This window comes from Nocardioides seonyuensis (genome assembly GCF_004683965.1).
GTDB classification, from domain to species: Bacteria; Actinomycetota; Actinomycetes; order Propionibacteriales; family Nocardioidaceae; genus Nocardioides; species Nocardioides seonyuensis.
In genome coordinates, this window is sequence record NZ_CP038436.1 from 556349 (window position 1) to 575434 (window position 19086).

Consider the following 19086-nt stretch of genomic DNA (forward strand, 5'->3'; position numbering starts at 1 on the left):
GCCAATCTCGTGCAGGGCGCAGAGGCAACCTAGGGACCTTCGTCCCGACTTCGATGTGACGTGCGGCTCGTCCGTGCCCGTGGTGTCCCCTCCCGTGACGAGGCCTCCCGTGGGCGGATCCTGATCGACCGCGTCGGTTCAGCGAACACGCGCGCACCGGTCACCCGGCGTTCACGAGGCGCCGCGAGCGTGGAGGCATGCGCGTTGCGATCGTGACCGAGTCGTTCTTCCCGCAGGTCAACGGCGTCACGAACTCGGTGCGCCACGTCGTGGACCGACTTCTCGAACGCGGGCACGAGGTGCTGCTGGTGGCACCCGCGCCGGGGCTGGCCGTCTACCGGTCCGTGCCGGTGGTCCGTGTGCGCTCGGTCGCCATGCCCGGCTACCGCACCTTCCCGGTCGGGCTGCCGGACCGGGCGGTGGAGCGCGCGCTGGCGGACTTCCGTCCGGACGTCGTCCACCTCGCCTCGCCCATCGCGCTCGGCGCGGTGGGACTCCGCGCCTCACGCAGGCTCGGAGTCCCTGCGGTGGCCGTCTACCAGACCGACATCGGTGGCTTCGCGCGCCAGTACGGCGTCCGTGCGGAGGCCGCTGTCGGTCGGTGGGTCGGGCGCATCCACCGCAGGGCGGACCGCACCCTGGTGCCCTCGACGGCCTCGCGGGACCAGCTGGCGGGGCTCGGCGTGACAGACCTCCACCTGTGGAGGCGCGGGGTCGCGCTCGGCCTCTTCGGGCCGCAGCGACGCGTGCCCGAGCTCAACGCGAGGTGGACGCGGCACGAACCGGGGTCACTGGCCGTCGGGTACGTCGGCCGGTTGGCACCCGAGAAGCAGGTCGCCCGGCTCCCCGAGCTGGCCTCGCTGGGCGGGATCCGCCTCGTCGTGGTGGGAGACGGGCCCTCGCGCGCCTCGCTCGAGCGCCAGCTGCCCGCCGCGAAGTTCACCGGGATGCTGCGAGGACAGGACCTGGCCCAGGTCTTCGCGAGCCTCGACGTCTTCGTCCACACCGGTCAGGCAGAGACGTTCTGCCAGACGATCCAGGAGGCACAGGCCAGCGGCGTCCCTGTCGTGGCGCCCGCCGCAGGCGGGCCGCTGGACCTGGTCGACCACGGGCGCACCGGCCTCCTCTACGACCCAGCAGCCCCGGGCTCGCTGCGTGACACGGTCGCCCGGCTGGTCGGTGACCACGAGCTGCGCCGCACCCTGGGAGCGGCCGGCCCGGCCGCCGTACGGAACCGCACCTGGGCCACGGTCGTGGACGAGCTCATCGACGTGCACTACCCGGCGGTGCTCCCCGGGAACCGGACCGCGCTCGCGGCGTGAGCGACAGCCTGAGACGGTCGGCCGCCCGGGTCCTCCTCGCTTCCGCAGCGCTCGTCGGCACCACGGCCGCCCTCGTCGCCGTGCTCGGCGGACTGCTGCACCGCCAGGCACACGCCGTGCGTGGTGTGATCGGCAAGCCGTTGGGCGAGCGGGCACCTTTGGCCGCCGAGGTCTACAAGAGGAAGTACGGCGACCCGGTCGACCTGCTGCTGCTGGGTGACTCGATTGCCGCCGGCCTCGGCGCCGCCACACCGGACGAGACGCTGGGCGCCCAGCTCGCCAAGCGGCTGGCGAAGAAGACCCGACGGACGGTGCGGCTGCGCAGCGCCGCGCACGTCGGCTCGGAGACCTCGATGGTGCGCGCCCAGCTGGCGTCGCTCCCTGCGGGCTACCGGGCCGACGTCGCGGTCGTCGTCGTCGGCGGGAACGACGTCACGCACCGGGTGCGGACGGCCGACTCGGTGCAGCACCTGCGCGAGGTGCTCGAGCCGCTGCTGGCCGCAGGCACGGAGGTCGTCGTCGGGACCTGCCCGGACCTGGGCGCGCTCCCCGCGCTGCCCCAACCGCTTCGCGCCCTCGCGAGCAGGAGCTCCCGTCAGCTGGCCGCCGCGCAGCTCGACCTGGTCACCGGGCTCGGCGGGCACGCGGTCTCCCTCGCCGAGGTGGTGGGGCCGTTCTTCATCACCCAGCCCGACGACATGTTCGCCGTCGACCGGTTCCACCCCTCTGGCGCGGGCTACCGGCGTACGGCAAAGGCGATGCTGCCGAGCGTCCTCGCCGCACTCGGCCACGAGCACCCGTTGCCCACCGGGCACTACCCGCCAGCCGTCGGGCGACAGGATGTGTAGCGGCCTTCGTGAGCCGCCAGGCCCTACGCTCCGAGGATGCAGGAGCCTGCCGGTCCCGAGGACCTCCTGAGGGGATTCCCCGACTCCCTCGCCATCTACCGCGAGGTGAAGCAGGCTGTCGACGAGATCGGAGAGGCGTCGGTCCGGACCGCGAAGAGCCAGGTGGCATTCCGACGACGCCGCGGCTTCGCCTACGTCTGGCGTCCGGGACAGTACGTCGCCAGCGACGTGCCGCTCGTGCTCTCGCTCGCGCTGCCCCACGAGATCCACTCCGAGCGCTTCAAGGAGGTCGTGCACCCATCACCGGGTGCGTGGATGCACCACCTCGAGCTGCGTGGGCCCCGCGGGGTCGACGAGGAGGTCCGCGGTTGGCTCGCGGAGGCGTGGGCGGCCGCAGGGTGAACTGGCCCCCGGCCGGGCGCCCTACCCGCGCGTGGGCCAGACCGGTCCGTCGTCGGTCCAGGTGACACCCTTGTTCCGGCAGAGGCAGAACGGGTGGCCGATGGGGTCGGCGTACACCCGCCAGCCGTAGCCGTCGGAGCTGATGGAGTCCTGCAGCAGGGTCGCGCCCAGTGCCAGGACGCGGTCCTGCTCGGCCTCGACGTCGTCGACCTCGAAGTCGAGGTGGAACTGCTTGGGGTGCTCGCTGCCGGGCCACTGCGGCGCCCGGTAGTCGTCCACCCGGATGAATGCCAGCTCGACCTCGCCGCACTGGATGCCGGCCCAGCTGTCGTCGCTGCCCTCCTTGACCGGGCGACCGGTCACCGCTGAGTAGAACTCCGCCAGCTCCATCGGCTCGGGGCAGTCGATGATGAAATCGGTGAGTCGAAGCATCTGGTGATGCTGCCACACGGTGGGCTCAGCGGAACCAGTCGCAGACCTGGTCGCGCGTGTGCAGGGCGTGCCGGCGTGTGTGGTGGTGCAACGGTCCGGTCGGGCTCGTCACGTCAGCGGGAGCCAACGCACCAGCCATCGCGGCGGGACGGGCCTCAGCCTCGCGGACCGGTGGTCTCGAGGTCTCGGGGGGCGGCAGGTCGACGACGATCTCGCTCACTCCCGAGCCCTGGTCCTCCACGGTCGCGTCGCCCAGGCGCAGGAGCATCCTGAGGGAGGCCTGGTTGTCGTGGAAGACCTCGGTGACGATCCGTTCGACGCCGGGGGGCCGCTCGCGCATGAGCACGTCGAGCAGGGTGGTGGCGACACCACGGCCCTGCCACGCGTCCTTGACGGTGACGGCGAGGTCCGCGGAACGGGGGTCGTCGGCGTAGCGCACCATTCGCGCCAGGGCCACCGGCTCGTAGACGCCCGGGCTCGTCTCCACGCTGAGGACCAGCGCGACGTGGTTGATGCCGTCGACGTCGTCGACGAGGTGCTCCAGCATCGAGTCGCTCAGGTGCAGCACCGGGGCGAGGAACCTGCGGCGGCGCGACTCCGGCGCCAGCGTCTCGAACTCGGCGGCCAGCGTCGCCTTGTCCGTGCGCTGCAGGGGCAGGACGAACGCTTCGGTGCCGTCAGGCAACCTGACCTGCTCGATCATCGACGGCCTCCTGCCCTCGGTCACGAACCTAGCGTGCCCGATACGATCGAAGCAGCCGCGATCCCCTTCACGCGGCGAGGAGCATGAGGACGCCGTGTCGACCGAGCCGCCGCTGTGGGCAGATTCCTACGGTCCCGACGTGCCGCTGCACCTGCACTACGGTGACACAACAGTTCTCGATCTGTGGGAGGGCACAGCGCAACACCACTCCGAGCGGCCGGCGCTGGACTTCCTGGGCCGCGTCTCCACCTACGCCGAGGTCGACGAGGAGATCCGCCGTGTGGCAGGCGGCCTGCAGGCCCTGGGCGTGGGTCCCGGCGACAACGTCGCCCTGGTCATGCCGAACTGCCCGCAGAACCTGATCGCCTTCTTCGCGGTGCTGCGCCTGGGTGCGGCGGTGGTCGAGCACAACCCCCTCTACACCGCAGCGGAGCTGCGCCACCCCTTCGTCGACCACGGAGCCCGGGTCGCGATCGTGTGGGACAAGGTCGTGCCCGTCATCGAGGGCCTGAAGGCCGGCTCGGCCCTCGAGCACGTGGTCGCCGTCGACATGACCACCCGGCTGCCCTGGAGCAAGCGCCTCGCCCTGCGCCTGCCGATCCCGAAGGCGCGCGCCGCCCGGGAGCAGCTGACCTCCCCCGCCCCCCAGGTGTTGCAGTGGTCCGAGCTGGCCGCCGCAGCCCCAGTGGACGAGTCGCATCCCCGTCCCGACAAGGACGATGTCGCGCTGCTGCTCTACACCTCCGGCACGACCGGCGTGCCCAAGGGCGTGCCGCTGCTGCACCGCAACCTCGTCGCCAACGTCGTCCAGGGGCGTGCCTGGGTGCCGGGCCTGCGGGAGGGCGAGGAGTCCTTCCTCGTGGCACTGCCCCTGTTCCACGCGTACGGCGTCACGGTCAGCGTCCTCCTGGGCGTCGCCCTGGCCGCCAAGCTGGTGCTGCTCCCCAAGCCCGAGATCGGGCTGATCATGGACGCCCTCGGGCGGGAGGTGCCGAGCTTCGTGCCTGCGGTGCCACCGTTGTACCAGCGCATCGTCGACGAGGCCGAGCGCCGCAAGGTCTCGATCAAGGGCATCCGCTACTCCCTGTCGGGCGCGATGCCGTTGCCTGCTCCACTCGTGGAGCGCTGGGAGGCCGCCACGGGTGGCCTTCTCGTCGAGGGCTACGGCCTGACCGAGACGTCACCGGTGATCGTCGGGAACCCGATGACCAAGGCGCGCCGCCCCGGCGCGATCGGCGTGCCCTTCCCCGACGTGGAGATCCGCATCGCCGACCCGGAGGACCTCGACCGCGAGGTGCCCCTCGGGGAGCGTGGCGAGCTGCTGGTGCGCGGCCCCCAGGTGTTCTCCGGCTATCGCGGCCTGCCGGAGGAGACCGCGGCCGCCTTCCACGACGGGTGGTTCCGCACGGGGGACGTGGTGACCATGTCGCCCGACGGCTTCCTGACGATCGTGGACCGGATCAAGGAGATCATCATCACCGGCGGGTTCAACGTCTACCCGTCCGAGGTCGAGGCCGTGCTGCGCACACATGCCGGCGTCGTGGACGTGGCGGTGGTCGGCCTTCCCCACACCGACGGCGGCGAGGAGGTGGTCGCCGCGGTCGTCCTCGTCGAGGGCGTTCCTGTGCACCCTGACGAGCTCCGGGATCACACCCGGCAGGGGCTCACGCCCTACAAGGTGCCGCGCCGCGTCGTCTTCGTGGACGAGCTGCCGACCAACCCGATGGGCAAGGTGCTGCGCCGGGAGGTGGCGACCCGGCTGCGCAGGGCCTGAGCGTTACGCGCCGGCGGCAGCCGGCGGTGGCCCCTCGTCCACTCGCGGGCCGTGGGAGATGAAGTCCCGCACCACCGTGGCGAACCGGTCGGGGTCCTCGAGGTGGGGGAAGTGGCCAGCCCCCTCGAAGAGCTCGACCTGGCACTCGGGCACCGAGTGCTGCGCCTTGAGTGCGTGCCAGGCCGGGATCATCCGGTCCTTCGATCCCCACACGATCAGGACGGGGATGGGCAGGACCGACTCGAGGTGGTCGTGGGCGCTGATGCTCTGGCCGCCGATGTCGATGACGGCCCGCGTGGTGGACAGGAAGGCACGCCGGCTCTCGTGGTCGCCCAGGGAGGTGAAGCCTCGCCAGATGGCGCTGATGTCGGCACCGGGGCGCCAGCCCACCTTGGTCAACCCGCGACCCAGGGCCTCCACACGGCTGAGCACCGGCCCGGAGGCCACCAGGCTCAGCACCTGCTCGGCCCCCGGCAGGGTGGCGGAGCGCAGGAGGGGACTGACCTCGCGTCCCAGGCCTCCGCTGGAGACGAGCACGAGACGGTCCACCCGCTCGGGGAAGAGGTAGTAGAACTGCATGGCGATGCCGCCGCCGAGTGAGTGCCCCACGAGGGTGACGCGCTCGATGCCGAGGTGGTCGAGCAGGTCCCGCATCGTCGCCGCGTGCGCGCTGAGCGAGTAGTCCCCCGTGGGCTTGGCCGAGTCACCGTGGCCGAAGAGGTCGGGGACCACCACGCGGTGGTCGTCGTCCATCTTGTCCACGAGATGGGCCCACTGACGCTGGGAGCCGAGGATGCCGTGGATGAAGAGGACAGCGGGACCCTCGCCGCTGTCGAGGTAGGAGAGCTCGTGCCCGTGGAGCACGGTCGTGCAGGGGTCCATGCGAACCATGACGGTCCTCCTGTCGATGGTCGGACCTGATGCCCCCACGGTAGCGTCTCAAGGCCCTCCAGCGGCTAACCCGCGAGTGTGCCGCCGAACACCTGCCAGGCCAGCAACGACTTGGCCACCAGGCTCAGCACGATGTAGATCGTCTCGCCGAACAGGTAGTCGGCCCACCGGCCCTTCGCGCGGTACTGCAGCCACTGGTTGAGGGCGAAGATGTTGAAGAAGACGAAGAGCGAGACGACGATCGCGTAGACGAACCCGGGCGGGCTGGCGTCGGACGGGGACTGCGGTGCGATCACGTAGACGACCACGGCGATCCAGGGCACGGCACCCGCGATGCACCCGAACCAGAACGGCAGCCACCCGCCACCGCCGGGCTCCTCGTACTTCTCCTGCAGCCAGCCGAACAGGATCATCGACGCGTTCACGCCCACGATCGCCAGCAACGCGGTGATGTCGGCGATCCCGACGAGCTGGGCGATCACCACCATCATCAGCGACGAGGACAGGGAGTACTCCACCCAGCGCGCCCGGTTGATCCGCCGGGACAGGTCCCCGACGTAGCCCCGCCACCAGACGGTGATCACCACGAGGTGCGCCAGCGAGGACAGCACCAGGAAGGCCGCCACGGCGGCTCCGGTGGGCAGGTCGAAGACGACCGTCGGCTCCTGGGGTGCCGTGCCGGGCGGGCCCGCGAGGTAGCTCGCCGTGACTGGGAGCGCGAAGTCGGTGGCCAGCACGACCACCGCGACCGCCTGGACGGCGTGGAGCAGGCCGGCCGCGAGGTTGAACAGCCGCAGCCGACGCTGTCGGGGCGCCGGGATCTCGGTCGTCATCCGGCGACAGTAGCGGTCAGCCGGGACGCGCCGCCGCTCCACACCTCACACGTTGAAGCGGAACTCCACCACGTCGCCGTCGGCCATGACGTAGTCCTTGCCCTCCATGCGCACCTTGCCGGCCTCCTTGGCCTTGAGCATGGAGCCGGCGGCCATCAGGTCGTCGAAAGAGACGATCTCGGCCTTGATGAAGCCCTTCTGGAAGTCGGTGTGGATGACACCGGCGGCCTCGGGAGCCGTGGCGCCCTTCCTGATCGTCCAGGCCCGCGTCTCCTTGGGACCGGCGGTCAGGTAGGTCTGCAGGCCGAGGGTGTCGAAGCCGACGCGGGCCAGCTGGTCGAGGCCGGACTCGGTGATGCCCATCTCGGCGAGCATCTCGTGGGCCATGTCGTCGTCGTCCATCTCGGCCAGCTCGGCCTCGAACTTGGCATCGAGGAAGATCGCCTCGGCAGGGGCGACGATCTCGCGCATCCTGTCCTTGAGCGCCTCGTCGGCGAGCTCGTCGGCGTCGCAGTTGAAGACGAAGATGAACGGCTTGGCCGTGAGCAGCGACAGGTCTCGGATCAGTGAGCGGTCGATGCTGGTGTCGATGATCGAGGTGCCGGCCTCGAGGGCGGCCAGCGCCTCGCGCGCGGCGTCGAGGTTGGCGGCGAGGGACTTGGTGGTCCGCGCCTCCTTCTCCAGCCGCGGGATGGCCTTCTCGACCGTCTGCAGGTCGGCGAGGACCAGCTCGGTCTGGATGGTGCCGATGTCGGAGGCGGGGTCGACCTTGCCGTCGACGTGGGTGACGTCCTCGTCACGGAAGACGCGCGTGACCTGGCAGATCGCCGCGGACTCGCGGATGTGGCTGAGGAACTTGTTGCCCAGGCCCTCGCCCTGCGAGGCCCCGGCGACGATGCCGGCGATGTCGACGAACTCGACGGTCGCGGGGAGGATCTTGGCCGAGCCGAAGACCTCGGCGAGGCGTGGCAGCCGCTCGTCGGGCACGCCCACGACGCCGACGTTGGGCTCGATCGTGGCGAACGGGTAGTTCGCCGCCAGCACGTCGTTCTTGGTCAGGGCGTTGAAGAGGGTCGACTTGCCCGCGTTGGGGAGACCGACGATGCCGATGGTGAGAGCCACGGGTGGAGTCTAGGGAGACACGGCGACTCCACCCGAATCAGTGGAACAGCGCACGAGGCCGCCGGCGATTGGCCGACACTTGTGCGGTCCTAGTTCAATCGAGGCTCCACCCGAGCCGACACCGACCGACGACCGCCGGAAGGACGCCATGCTGCTGATGACGCTGATCCCGCTCCGCGAGCTGGTCACCGCGATCTCGGTGAGCGTCCTGTTGCAGCTGGGCGTCTCGGTCCCGGCGTCGATGACCGTCCCGGTCCCCCCGATCCCGACGACGCCCGGCACCGCGATGCCGTACGACGTCTTCCACGACGACTTCGACACCCCCGTGACCGAGCGCTGGCGGCACGTGTCGTCCTCGACGCCGGAGCGGGTCACGCAGCGGACCGTCGGCTCGAGGTCGGTCGTGGCGCTCGCTCCCGAGGGCAACCTGGAGTCGCTCCAGGCGATCCCCTACGAGGTCGGGATGACCTACCGCGTCTCGGCGTCCATCCGGATGCCCGGGCGCCCCGGGACCCACCCGGCGTTCTGGATGCGCAGCGTGGACGACGACCGGATCGGCGAGATCGACGTCGTCGAGAGCTGGGGCCACCACCGCGAGTGCGGCGTCCAGCTGGCGTTCTACTGGCGCTACGAGCCGGCCCGGGGTGAGCGGGTGTGCCGCGAGGACAAGTACCCCCACCGCATGGACCGCTGGCGCGAGTACGCCGCGGAGTTCACCTACATGGCGCCCGGGCGCGACCCCGGCGCCCACATGGCCGCGCCGACCAGGTTCTTCGTCGACGGCCGCCAGACCTGGTCCACCGACCACTCCCCCGTGGCGGCGGAGCTGCTGCGCCTCCAGCACAAGCGCAACTGCCCCCCGGAGCAGCAGCCCTCCTGCGGCACCACTGCTCCCGCGCCGGACATGCTGGTCGACTGGGTCCGGGTCGAGGCGATCGGGCGCCAGCCCACGGGCGGGCCCGCCGAGCTGCTGTCCCCGCGGAGCAACCCCGACGGCACCGTCGAGCTCCAGGCTCCGGACCCCGAGACCGGCTACGCGTCCTTGCGCTCCCAGGTCCCGCTCCCGCTGCCCCCTGGCGAGTGGCACTACGCCAGCGGTGACTTCGACGGCGACCTCGTCACCGACCTCTACGCGGTGACCGAGGCAGGCGACGGCGTGGCCTCGGTGAGGGTGCTCGACGGCTCCTCCGACTTCCAGCGCTTCCTCAGCCACGACACGATCGTCGGAGGCGGCCTCGACCTCGACGCCGTCGAGGTGCTCACCGGCGACTTCGACGCCAACGGTCGCGACGACCTCTACCTGGTGGGCTCGGACGGGCTGGCCTCCACCGCCGCCCGGATCCTCGACGCGACGACCGGGTTCCAGACCGAGCTGTTCGTCGGCCAGACCGCCGCGCCGCTCCTCGACCCCGACGACTGGGACGTCACCACGGGCGACGTCGACGGCAACGGCCGTGACGACCTCTACGTGGTCGACCGCGACGCCGGCGGCACCACCGCGCTCCACGTCCTCGACGCCGTCAGCGGGTTCTCCTCGTTCCTCGTGCGTACGACGACTGCCTCGCCGCCGCTCGACCCCATCGGGTGGGACACCGTCACCGGGGACCACGACGGCGACGGCCGCGACGACCTGGCCCTGGTCCAGCGCGACGACGGCGGGGTCACGTCGCTGCACGTCCTGTCGGCGGCCTCCGGCTTCTCGGCCTACTCGCTGGAGACCCGGACCGCGCTGACGACGACCCTCGACCCGGCGTGGTCACGGGTCGGGTCATGACGGCCGCTGACGTGTGCCACCCTCACGACCATGACTGAGGCCATCACCCCGGCACCCGTCGCGCTGCGCGCTCCTGCCCACCGAGTGTCGCCCCGGGCCGTGGGCTACTGGCGCACCTCGGCCCTCCTGGGCGACCTGGTCCTGGTCGCGGCCGCCGTGCTCGCCTACGCACTGGTCCCCGAACGCCCGTGGTGGGCGACCGTGCTGCTGGTGCTCCTGGTGGTGGGGGTGGTCGTCCACGTGGTCGCGATGCCGACCATCCGCTACCGAGTCCACCGCTGGGAGGTCTCCGAGCTCGCCATCCACACCCTCTCCGGGTGGATCGGCCGGGAGACCCGCATCGCTCCCATCAGCAGGGTCCAGACGGTCGACTCGCGGCAGGGTGCGCTGATGCGGTTGTTCGGGCTGGCCTCGCTCACCGTGACCACGGCGTCAGCGGCCGGACCGATCACCATCGACTGCCTCGACGCCGACACCGCCCGGCGCCTGGTGGCGCAGCTGACGGAGGTCACCGCCGCGTCCGAGGGCGACGCCACGTGATCCCGGCACCCGGCGAGGGCTGGGTCCGGCTCAGCCCGCGCAAGGTCCTCGTCGACCCGGTCAAGGTGCTGCGGCAGGTCCTGGTCCCGGCCCTCATCGCCCTGGTCGGCGTGAGCCAGAGCGGCGGCGGGCTGCCGTGGTGGAGCGTGCCCCTCGTCGCCCTCGGCGCCTGCGCCGCCGGCGTGCTGCCGTGGTTCACCACGCACTACCGACTCACCGAGACGCAGTTCCAGCTGCGCTCGGGCATCCTCAACAAGCGGACCTCGACCGCTCCGCTCGACCGGGTGCGCAGCGTCGACCTCGAGGCGTCGCTCCTCCACCGCATCCTCGGGCTCGAGAAGGTCCAGGTCGGCACGGGGGTCGACGACGAGCGCATCACCCTGGACGCCCTCGACCGCGCCGACGCCCGGGAGCTGCGCACGACCCTCCTGCGCAAGTCGCCGGCACCGGTCGTGGCGGAGCGGCCGGGCGCCGGGACCGGCGACGAGATCGACGCCGGGACCGACGCACCGGGCGAGCACGACGTCGTACTCCACGAGCCGCAGGCGCCGGCGCAGCTGCTGGCGACGATCGACTGGTCCTGGCTGCGGTTCGCCCCCTTCAGCCTCGCCCGCCTCGTCATCGTCGCGGGGGCCCTCGGCGTGCTCTCGCAGTTCGGCGACCAGCTGCCGATCTGGGACGAGGACACCGCACGCAGCGCCTGGGACTGGGTGACGCGCTTCACGGTGGCGCTGGTGGCCGCGGTCCTCTTCATCGTCTCGCTGGTCGCCTGGCTGGTCATCTCGGTGTCCGGCTACGTCGTGCAGTGGTGGCGCTTCCGGCTGACCCGCGAGAGCGGCGCCCTCCACCTCACCTCAGGACTCTTCACGACCCGGTCCGTCACGGTCGAGGAGGCGAAGGTGCGCGGCGTCGAGCTCACCGAGCCGGTGCTGCTGCGCCTGGTGGGCGGCGCCGAGCTGAGCACCCTCGCGACCGGGCTCGAAGAAGGCACCCACCAGGTGCTCCCGCCGTGCCCGCGCCACGTGGCCCTGGCGGTCGGCGACCAGGTCCTGGGTGGGGCCGGGCCGATGAACGTGCCGCTGCGCGAGCACGGGCCGCGAGCCCGGCGTCGCTCCTGGCTCCGCCACGCCGACGGTGTCTTCCTGGTGCCGCTGCTGATGATCGCGCCCTTCTGGTTCTTCGACCTCGCCTGGACCTGGTGGGCAGTGTTCGCCGTCGCCTCGCTCGTCGCCGGCGCCGTCGTCGGCGAGATGGCCTACCGCCACCTCGGTCACGCCCTGTCGCCCGGCCACCTGGTTGCCGGGAGCGGAGCCCTGGCCCGCATCCGGACCGTGCTGGAGACCGACGGCATCATCGGCTGGAACCTCGAGCAGTCCTGGTGGCAGCGCCGCAGCGGTCTCAGCACGCTCGTCGCGACGACGGCCGCCGGCAGCGAGCGGGTCGTCGTGCAGGACGTCGCCGTGGAGCGAGCGGTCGAGCTTGCCGACGCCGCGACCCCCGGCCTGCTGACGCCGTTCCTCGCCACCCGTGGTGGATAGGGTCGGGCCCGTGCGAATCGCCACCTGGAACGTCAACTCGCTCCGCTCCCGGATCGACCGTGTCGAGGCGTTCCTCGACCGCCACGACGTCGACGTCCTGGCGCTGCAGGAGACCAAGGCCCGCGAGGACCAGCTGCCCCTGATGGGGCTGCAGGCGCGTGGCTACGACGTCGCGGTCGCCGGCACCAACCAGTGGAACGGAGTCGCCCTCATCTCCAGGCTCGGGCTCGAGGACGTCGAGGTCGGCTTCGACGCCATGCCGGGGTACGGCGACCCGGTGGCCGCCGAGGCCCGCGCGATCGGCGCGACGTGCGGCGGGGTCCGGATCTGGTCGCTCTACGTGCCCAACGGTCGCAAGCCCGACGACCCCCACTACCTCTACAAGCTCGACTGGCTCGCGTCCCTCCGGGAGACGGCACGCGGCTGGCTGGCCGGGGAGACCGCGCTGGTCGGTGACTGGAACATCTGCCCCACCGACGCCGACGTCTTCGACCCCGCCCAGTTCCGCAACTCCACCCACGTGACGCCGCCGGAGCGGGCGGCCTTCCAGGGGTTCCTGGACGACGGCTACGCCGAGGTGACTCGGCCCCACGCGCCGGGGTTCACCTACTGGGACTACTACCGCCAGCGGTTCGAGCGCGACCGAGGGCTGAAGATCGACTTCGTGCTGGGGTCCCCTGCGCTGGCCTCCCGCGTGACGGGCGCCTTCATCGACCGCGACGAGCGCGACCCGGCCCAGGGATCGGGCTCCCCCTCCGACCACGCGCCCGTCGTCGTCGACCTCACCTGAGCGCGCTCACCCCTGCAGGGCCAGGCTGGCCCGCTCGATCTCCTCGGGTGAGAGCACGTGGGAGATGGCCATCGCCGCGGCGCCGATGACGCCCGCCCGCTCCCCCGCGGCGGACGGGACGATCCGGAGGTGCTCGGTCGCGAGCGGGAGCGAGCGTTGGTAGACCGTCTCGCGGATCCCTGCGATCAGGTGCTCGCCGGCAGCGGACAGGGCGCCACCCACCACGACGACGGAGGGGTTGATGAAGTTGACGACCATCGCGACGACCTCGCCCATGTCCCGGCCGGCCTGACGCACCACCTGGATGGCGGCGACGTTCCCGCTGCGCACCAGGTCGACGACGTCGGAGCCGCTGTGCACGTCCTCGCCGACCGAGCGCAGCTCGGCCGTGAGTGCCGGTGAGGCCGCGACCGCCTCGAGGCAGCCCTCGTTGCCGCAGCGGCAGGCCACCCCGTCCGCGCGCCGCAGCCGGACGTGCCCCACGTCGCCGGCCGTGCCCATGGCACCCCGCTGCAGCGACCCGCCGGAGATGATGCCGGCACCGATGCCCGTCGAGACCTTGATGAAGACCAGGTCGTCGACGTCGGGGAAGTGGGCATGCTTCTCGCCCAGCGCCATGATGTTGACGTCGTTGTCGATGAGGACGGGCACGTCGAGGTCACGGCGCACCCGGGCCGGCACGTCGTACCGGTCCCAGCCGGGCATGATCGGCGGATTGATGGCCCGCCCGGTCGCGTGCTCCACGGGACCGGGCAGGCCGATCCCGATGGCGGCCAGGTCGGCGATGCGGCGCTTCTCCCGGCGGAGCAGCGAGCGCACGGTCCGCGTCACCCAGCCGAGCACCTTCTCGGGCCCCTCGGCGATGTCGAGGTCCTCGCGCTCCTCGGCCAGGATCCTGCCGGACAGGTCGGTGAGGACTGCCCGGGCGTGCGTGGCGCCCAGGTCGACCCCGACCACCACCCGGGCGGTGGGGTTGAGCGCCAGCAGCGAGGGAGGTCGGCCCCCGGTCGACACGGCGTCACCGTAGGGGGCGACGAGGCCCAGCCGGATCAGGGTGTCGATCCGCGCCGCGATCGTCGAGCGCGCGAGGCCGGTGGACCGGGCGAGCTCGGCGCGCGTCTTCGGGCTGCCGTCGCGCAGCAGCTCGAACACGTCGCTGGTCTTCACGTCGGCGATTCAACCACCAAACCTTTTGTGCGTCCATCAATGATCTTTTGCCGGAGTCTCGACAAAAGCCTGTGAGCCATGCCACAGTGACCGCGTGGTCGACAACTCCGCGCCTGCTGCTCCCGTGCTCCGCGTCCGGGGACTCACCAAGTCCTTCGTGGGCAACGTGGTGCTGCGCGACGCAGACCTCGACCTCCACGCCGGACAGGTCCTCGGGCTCGTCGGCGAGAACGGCGCAGGCAAGTCGACCTTGATGAAGGTGCTTGCCGGCGTGCACCAACCGGACTCCGGGACGATCGAGATCGACGGTCGCCCCGTGACGTTCACCCATCCCGTGCAGGCCCAGCACGCCGGGCTGTCCACCGTGTTCCAGGAGTTCAACCTCCTCCCCGAGCGCTCCATCGCGGAGAACATCTGGCTCGGCCGCGAGCCGCGCCGTCGCGGCGTCGTCGACACCGCGACCATGAACCGCGACACCGAGGAGCTGCTGGCGGGCCTCGGGATCACGGGCCTACGCCCCACCCGCCGGGTGCGCTCCCTCTCCGTCGCGGAGCAGCAGGTCGTCGAGATCGCGAAGGCCGTCAGCTTCGACTCGCGCATCATCTCGATGGACGAGCCGACAGCCGCGCTGGCCGGGCACGAGGTCGAGCTGCTCTACCGCATCATCGAGCGGCTGACCGAGCGAGGAGTGGCGATCCTCTACGTGTCGCACCGGCTCAAGGAGATCTTCAGGCTCTGCGACACCATCACCGTCCTCAAGGACGGCGAGCAGGTCGCCACCGAGCAGGCGGCCGACCTCGATGAGGGCGGTCTCGTCCGCCTGATGGTCGGTCGGTCGATGTCGTCGTTCTTCCCCGACCCCCTGCCGGGCACCACGGTGGGAGAGCCCCGTCTGGAGCTCCGCGGCGCAGGCAACGGGTACGTCGACGGTGTCGACCTGACCCTGCACGCCGGCGAGATCGTCGGGGTGGCCGGGTTGCAGGGGTCCGGCCGCACCGAGCTGCTGTCCGCCATCTTCGGCGTGGACCCCTTCACCCGTGGCCAGCTGCTCCTCGACGGCACCGAGACCCAGGTCCGCACCCCCCGGCAGGCGATCCGACACGGGCTCGCCCTGATCACCGAGGACCGCAAGGCCACCGGCCTCGCCCTGCACCAGTCGATCCTCGACAACGCGCTCGGCGTCGTCCGTTCCGTGTTCCCCGGGCGCACCGGCGCGGCGCGCGCAGCCGTGCCGCAGATGCTCTCGACACTGGCCGTCTCGGCACGGTCGATGGCCCAGGAGGCGCAGTTCCTCTCCGGCGGCAACCAGCAGAAGGTCGTCCTCACCCGATGGCTCGCAGCGGGACCCGGCGTCGTGCTCATGGACGAGCCGACGCGCGGCATCGACGTCGGCGCCAAGCACGCCATCTACGAGGTGATGCGCAGCCTGGCGGCCGACGGCGTCGCCGTCCTGATGGTCTCGAGCGAGCTGCCGGAGGTCATCGGGATGTCGGACCGGATCGTGGTCATGAGGGACGGCCGCCTGGCCGGGGAGCTCGCCGCCGGGGCCACCGAGGAAGCAGTGCTCGCCATGGCGGCAGGCTCGCAGGACCGAGAGGACGTGGCGTGATGGCGGCACTCCCGCGTCCGGCCCTGCCGCGATCCCGGCACCTGACCTCCACGGGCATCGTCTACGGGGTCCTGGTGATCGCCATCGTGGTCGGCGCCCTCATGACGGCATCGAAGGGCCGCAACTTCTTCAGCGTCGGCAACATCGACAACATCCTGACCACCACGACGATCCTCGGCTTCATCGCCATCGGTCAGACGCTGGTCATCCTGGTCGGCTCCCTCGACCTCTCCGTCCCGTTCGTGGTGAGCCTGGCGAGCGTCACCGGTGCCGGCATCATGGCCGACGGCGCCGGCAGGATCGTGCCGGCCGTGCTGGTCACTCTGCTCCTGGCGGCCGTGATCGGCCTGGTCAACGGCGCCGTGGTGAGCGGGCTCAAGGTGCACGGCTTCATCGCCACCCTCGGGATGGGCCTCATCCTCTCGGGCTACCTCGCCAGCAACTTCCAGGGCAGCTTCGGCCGCGCCCCGCGTGAGTTCCGGCTCCTGGACGCCACCCGGATCGGCCCCGTCCCGATCGCCACCCTCCTCATGCTCGCCGCCGCGGTGCTGGCGATCCTGATGTTGCGCCGTACCCGCCTCGGGCACCACCTGTACGCCGTCGGCGGGAACGCAGACGTGGCGCGGATGTCGGGCATCCGCACCGCGGCCCCGGTCGTCGCAGCCCATGTCCTGTGCTCCGTGCTGGCCGCGATCGCCGGGCTGCTGCTCCTCGCGAGGCTCGGGGTCGGTCAACCCACCGTCGGGTCGCAGGGCAGCTACGACCTGATGTCCATCGCCGCGGTCGTCCTCGGAGGCACCCTGCTGGCGGGCGGCAAGGGCAACATCAGCGGCACCATCGCGGGCGTCGCGATCTTCGCCGTGCTCGACAACGTCATGGGCGTCATGCAGACCGACCCGTTCCTCAAGGACGTGGTCCGCGGCCTCGTGATCGTCGTGGCCGTCGCCGTCTACGCCCGACGCGACCTCGACCGCCGCCCGGCCCGCTTCGGTGGGACGGTCGGTCCCGCTGTCACCGCCCAGGAGGCGAGATGAGCTCCGCAGCGCCCCACATCACGACAGGTGAGACGCAGGCGCGCCCCCCGCTGCCGGCGACCCACGGCCCCGTGGTGAACCGGGTCGGGACCGCGCTCGCCACGCCCAGCGGCGCCGTCTGGGTCCTCGTCGCCGTCCTCCTCGTCTCGGTCATGGTCGCCAACCCCAACTTCACCGACCCCGGCTCCCTGATCCGGTTCGTCGGTCGTACGGCGCCGATCGCCATCGCGGCGATGGGCCAGTACTACGTCATCGTGAGCGGCGAGTTCGACCTCTCCATGGCAGCGGTCATCACCACCCAGGTGGTCCTGGCCGGCAACTTCATCGGCCAGGACGAGAGCCGGATCATCCCCGGTCTGCTCCTGATGCTGGCCGTGGGAGTCCTGATCGGCCTGGTCAACGGGCTCACGACCACCCTGCTGAAGGTGCCGAGCTTCATCGTCACCCTCGGCATGATGCTCGCCCTCAGCGGCCTGGTCCGCTACCTGACGGGCGGGGCGGCCACCGGCAACCCGGTCGACAGCTTCCGCCAGATCGGCCGTGGCGGCATCGAGGACGTCCCGGTGGTGGACCTCATCCCCTACCCCGTCGTGATCCTGCTCGTCGTGGCAGCCGGATCGGCCTGGCTGATGCGTCGTCCCTTCGGCCGCACGCTCGTCGCCGTGGGCGACAACCCCGAGTCCGCGCACTACTCCGGGACCGCCGTGTGGTGGCTGAAGACGCGGGCCTTCGTCCTGTCCTCGCTCTCGGCGACCGTGGCGGGGATCATCCTCGTCGGCTACGCCGGCGTGCACCCCTCGGTCGGAGCCGGCTACGAGTTCACCGCCATCACGGCCGTCGTCCTCGGCGGCGTCCTCCTCGGCGGTGGCCGTGGGTGGGTCCTCCGCAGCGGCCGGGGCCTTCGCCCTCGAGCTGCTCTTCGTCCTGCTCAACAACCTGGGGCTGGAGTCGACGTGGCGCGACACCGTGCAGGGCCTGATCATCATCGCCGCCGTCGCCCTCGGCGCCCGCACCTGGCAGGGCGCCCGGCGCCCCCGCCGTACAGCTCGACCCTCAACAAACCGGCCCGACCCGGGCACGACCCAAGGAGAAGTCTGATGCGTAGAACCTTCAGGGCGACGCTCGCGTCCGCCGCCGTGCTGGCGCTGCTGGCTGGCTGCAGCACCGACACGATCGAGGACGAGCCCGACACAGGATCCGACTCGAGCAGCGAGGAGAGCAGCTCCGAGGAGTGGTTCGTCCAGGCCGACTACGAGGAGCAGGACGCCCAGCGTTCCGCCACGTTCGAGGGCAGCGACGAGGAGCCGTGGCTGCAGTACATCGACGGAGAGATGACCGACACCTCGGAGTACAAGTCGCAGGGCGCCAAGAAGGTCTGCTTCGCCAACGCCTCGGTGAGCAACCCCTGGCGCCAGACCGGTTTCATCACGATGAAGCAGCAGCTGAAGGCGCTGAAGGACCAGGGTGTGATCTCCGAGATGGAGGTGCGTGACGCGCAGGACGACGACAACACCCAGCTCGCCGACATCGACTACTTCATCTCCGAGGGCAACTGCGACGCGTTCATCATCTCGCCCAACTCCACCGCGGCCATGACCCCGGGTGTCGAGCGCGCCTGCGAGACCGGCAAGCCCGTCATCGTGTTCGACCGTGGCGTGGAGACCGACTGCGCCACCACCTTCATCCACCCGATCGGCGGCTACGCCTGGGGCATCGACACCGCGGAGTTCCTGGTGGACAACCTCGAGGAGGGCGACAAGGTCGTCGCGCTGCGCATCCTGCCCGGCGTCGACGTGCTCGAGACGCGCTGGGCGGCTGCGGAGAAGATCTTCGAGGAGAACGGCATCGAGGCCGAGGACTTCTTCACCGGAGCCGACCCGACCGAGATCAAGAAGATCATCACCGACGCCCTGAACCAGGGGGAGGTCGCGGGAGTCTGGATGGACGCCGGTGACGGCGCCGTCGCTGCGATCGAGGCCTTCGAGGATGCCGGGGTCGACTACCCGGTGATGACGGGTGAGGACGAGATGAGCTTCCTGCGCAAGTGGGAGGAGACCGGCCTGACCGGACTCGCCCCCGTCTACTCCAACTTCCAGTGGCGCACCCCGCTGCTGGCCGTGGAGAAGATCTTCGCCGGCGAGGAGATCCCGCGCGAGTGGGTGCTGCCGCAGGAGCCCATCACCGAGGACGAGCGCGCCGAGTTCCTCGCCGCCAACGAGGGCATGCCCGATGGGCACTACGCGAAGTTCGGCGGCCAGGACCTGCCGGGCTTCCCGGAGGCGTGGCAGGACCGTTGATCCACTGATC

The 19086-nt window shown here is 71.1% G+C and carries 17 protein-coding genes; 11 read left to right on the forward strand and 6 right to left on the reverse strand.

Going from position 1 to position 19086, the window contains the following annotated elements; genetic code table 11:
* The first annotated feature begins 197 nt into the window (after positions 1–197).
* From EXE58_RS02755 to EXE58_RS02765, 3 genes are read left to right on the forward strand one after another with little or no spacing between them, the layout of a single operon-like run.
* Positions 198–1322: a glycosyltransferase family 4 protein gene (locus tag EXE58_RS02755; protein WP_135266467.1), complete on the forward strand. Its 1125-nt coding sequence runs from the start codon at positions 198–200 to the stop codon at positions 1320–1322.
* Positions 1319–2170, forward strand: coding sequence for an SGNH/GDSL hydrolase family protein (locus EXE58_RS02760; protein ID WP_244242394.1), 852 nt, complete (start codon positions 1319–1321; stop codon positions 2168–2170). The genes EXE58_RS02755 and EXE58_RS02760 overlap by 4 nt, the downstream gene beginning before the upstream one ends.
* Before the next feature lie 36 nt (positions 2171–2206).
* Positions 2207–2572 carry a DUF5655 domain-containing protein gene (locus EXE58_RS02765; protein ID WP_135266468.1) on the forward strand — a complete coding sequence of 122 codons (366 nt, stop codon included), beginning with the start codon at positions 2207–2209 and terminating at the stop codon, positions 2570–2572.
* Positions 2573–2593: 21 nt separating this feature from the next.
* Here EXE58_RS02765 and EXE58_RS02770 read toward each other — a convergent pair whose 3' ends face one another.
* Entirely contained in the window at positions 2594–3004 is a 411-nt protein-coding gene (locus tag EXE58_RS02770) for a VOC family protein (protein WP_135266469.1), read from the reverse strand.
* A gap of 25 nt (positions 3005–3029) precedes the next feature.
* A complete protein-coding gene (locus tag EXE58_RS02775; protein WP_135266470.1) occupies positions 3030–3707 on the reverse strand; it encodes a GNAT family N-acetyltransferase in 678 nt (225 codons plus the stop codon).
* A 94-nt stretch (positions 3708–3801) separates the two neighbouring features.
* Here EXE58_RS02775 and EXE58_RS02780 point away from each other — a divergent pair, with 94 nt between their 5' ends.
* Positions 3802–5481, forward strand: coding sequence for a long-chain-fatty-acid--CoA ligase (locus tag EXE58_RS02780; RefSeq protein ID WP_244242395.1), 1680 nt, complete (start codon positions 3802–3804; stop codon positions 5479–5481).
* A 3-nt stretch (positions 5482–5484) separates the two neighbouring features.
* Here the strand turns inward: EXE58_RS02780 and EXE58_RS02785 are convergent, their stop codons facing one another.
* From EXE58_RS02785 to ychF, 3 genes are all read right to left on the reverse strand, one after another.
* Entirely contained in the window at positions 5485–6372 is an 888-nt protein-coding gene (locus EXE58_RS02785; RefSeq protein WP_208544107.1) for an alpha/beta fold hydrolase, read from the reverse strand.
* Between the two features lie 65 nt (positions 6373–6437).
* Positions 6438–7205 (reverse strand): heliorhodopsin HeR, encoded by a 768-nt coding sequence (gene heR, locus EXE58_RS02790; RefSeq protein WP_135266472.1) that lies wholly within the window; start codon positions 7203–7205, stop codon positions 6438–6440.
* 45 nt (positions 7206–7250) lie between these two features.
* A complete protein-coding gene (gene ychF, locus EXE58_RS02795) occupies positions 7251–8327 on the reverse strand; it encodes a redox-regulated ATPase YchF (protein ID WP_135266473.1) in 1077 nt (358 codons plus the stop codon).
* A 148-nt stretch (positions 8328–8475) separates the two neighbouring features.
* On the opposite strand from ychF, the gene EXE58_RS02800 reads away from it, so the two are divergent.
* From EXE58_RS02800 to EXE58_RS02815, 4 genes are read left to right on the forward strand one after another with little or no spacing between them, the layout of a single operon-like run.
* Entirely contained in the window at positions 8476–10101 is a 1626-nt protein-coding gene (locus EXE58_RS02800; protein ID WP_135266474.1) for a glycoside hydrolase family 16 protein, read from the forward strand.
* 30 nt (positions 10102–10131) lie between these two features.
* Entirely contained in the window at positions 10132–10641 is a 510-nt protein-coding gene (locus EXE58_RS02805) for a PH domain-containing protein (RefSeq protein ID WP_135266475.1), read from the forward strand.
* The gene (locus EXE58_RS02810; RefSeq protein ID WP_167288643.1) at positions 10638–12179 is read left to right on the forward strand and encodes a PH domain-containing protein; all 1542 of its coding nucleotides are present in this window, start codon (positions 10638–10640) and stop codon (positions 12177–12179) included. The genes EXE58_RS02805 and EXE58_RS02810 overlap by 4 nt, the downstream gene beginning before the upstream one ends.
* Before the next feature lie 10 nt (positions 12180–12189).
* Positions 12190–12969 (forward strand): exodeoxyribonuclease III, encoded by a 780-nt coding sequence (locus EXE58_RS02815; protein WP_135266477.1) that lies wholly within the window; start codon positions 12190–12192, stop codon positions 12967–12969.
* Between the two features lie 6 nt (positions 12970–12975).
* Here EXE58_RS02815 and EXE58_RS02820 read toward each other — a convergent pair whose 3' ends face one another.
* On the reverse strand, positions 12976–14136 hold the full coding sequence (locus EXE58_RS02820) for an ROK family protein (RefSeq protein WP_244242396.1): 1161 nt from the start codon (positions 14134–14136) through the stop codon (positions 12976–12978).
* 94 nt (positions 14137–14230) lie between these two features.
* On the opposite strand from EXE58_RS02820, the gene EXE58_RS02825 reads away from it, so the two are divergent.
* Genes EXE58_RS02825 through EXE58_RS19640 form a run of 3 tightly spaced genes read left to right on the forward strand, consistent with a single transcriptional unit; the run spans position 14231 to position 19076 of the window.
* Positions 14231–15745, forward strand: a complete 1515-nt coding sequence (locus EXE58_RS02825) for a sugar ABC transporter ATP-binding protein (protein ID WP_135266479.1) — start codon at positions 14231–14233, stop codon at positions 15743–15745.
* Positions 15745–16779, forward strand: a complete 1035-nt coding sequence (locus EXE58_RS02830; RefSeq protein ID WP_135266480.1) for an ABC transporter permease — start codon at positions 15745–15747, stop codon at positions 16777–16779. Before EXE58_RS02825 ends, EXE58_RS02830 begins: the two co-directional genes overlap by 1 nt.
* Positions 16776–19076: an ABC transporter permease/substrate-binding protein gene (locus EXE58_RS19640; RefSeq protein WP_208544108.1), complete on the forward strand. Its 2301-nt coding sequence runs from the start codon at positions 16776–16778 to the stop codon at positions 19074–19076. Before EXE58_RS02830 ends, EXE58_RS19640 begins: the two co-directional genes overlap by 4 nt.
* Positions 19077–19086 lie beyond the last annotated feature (10 nt).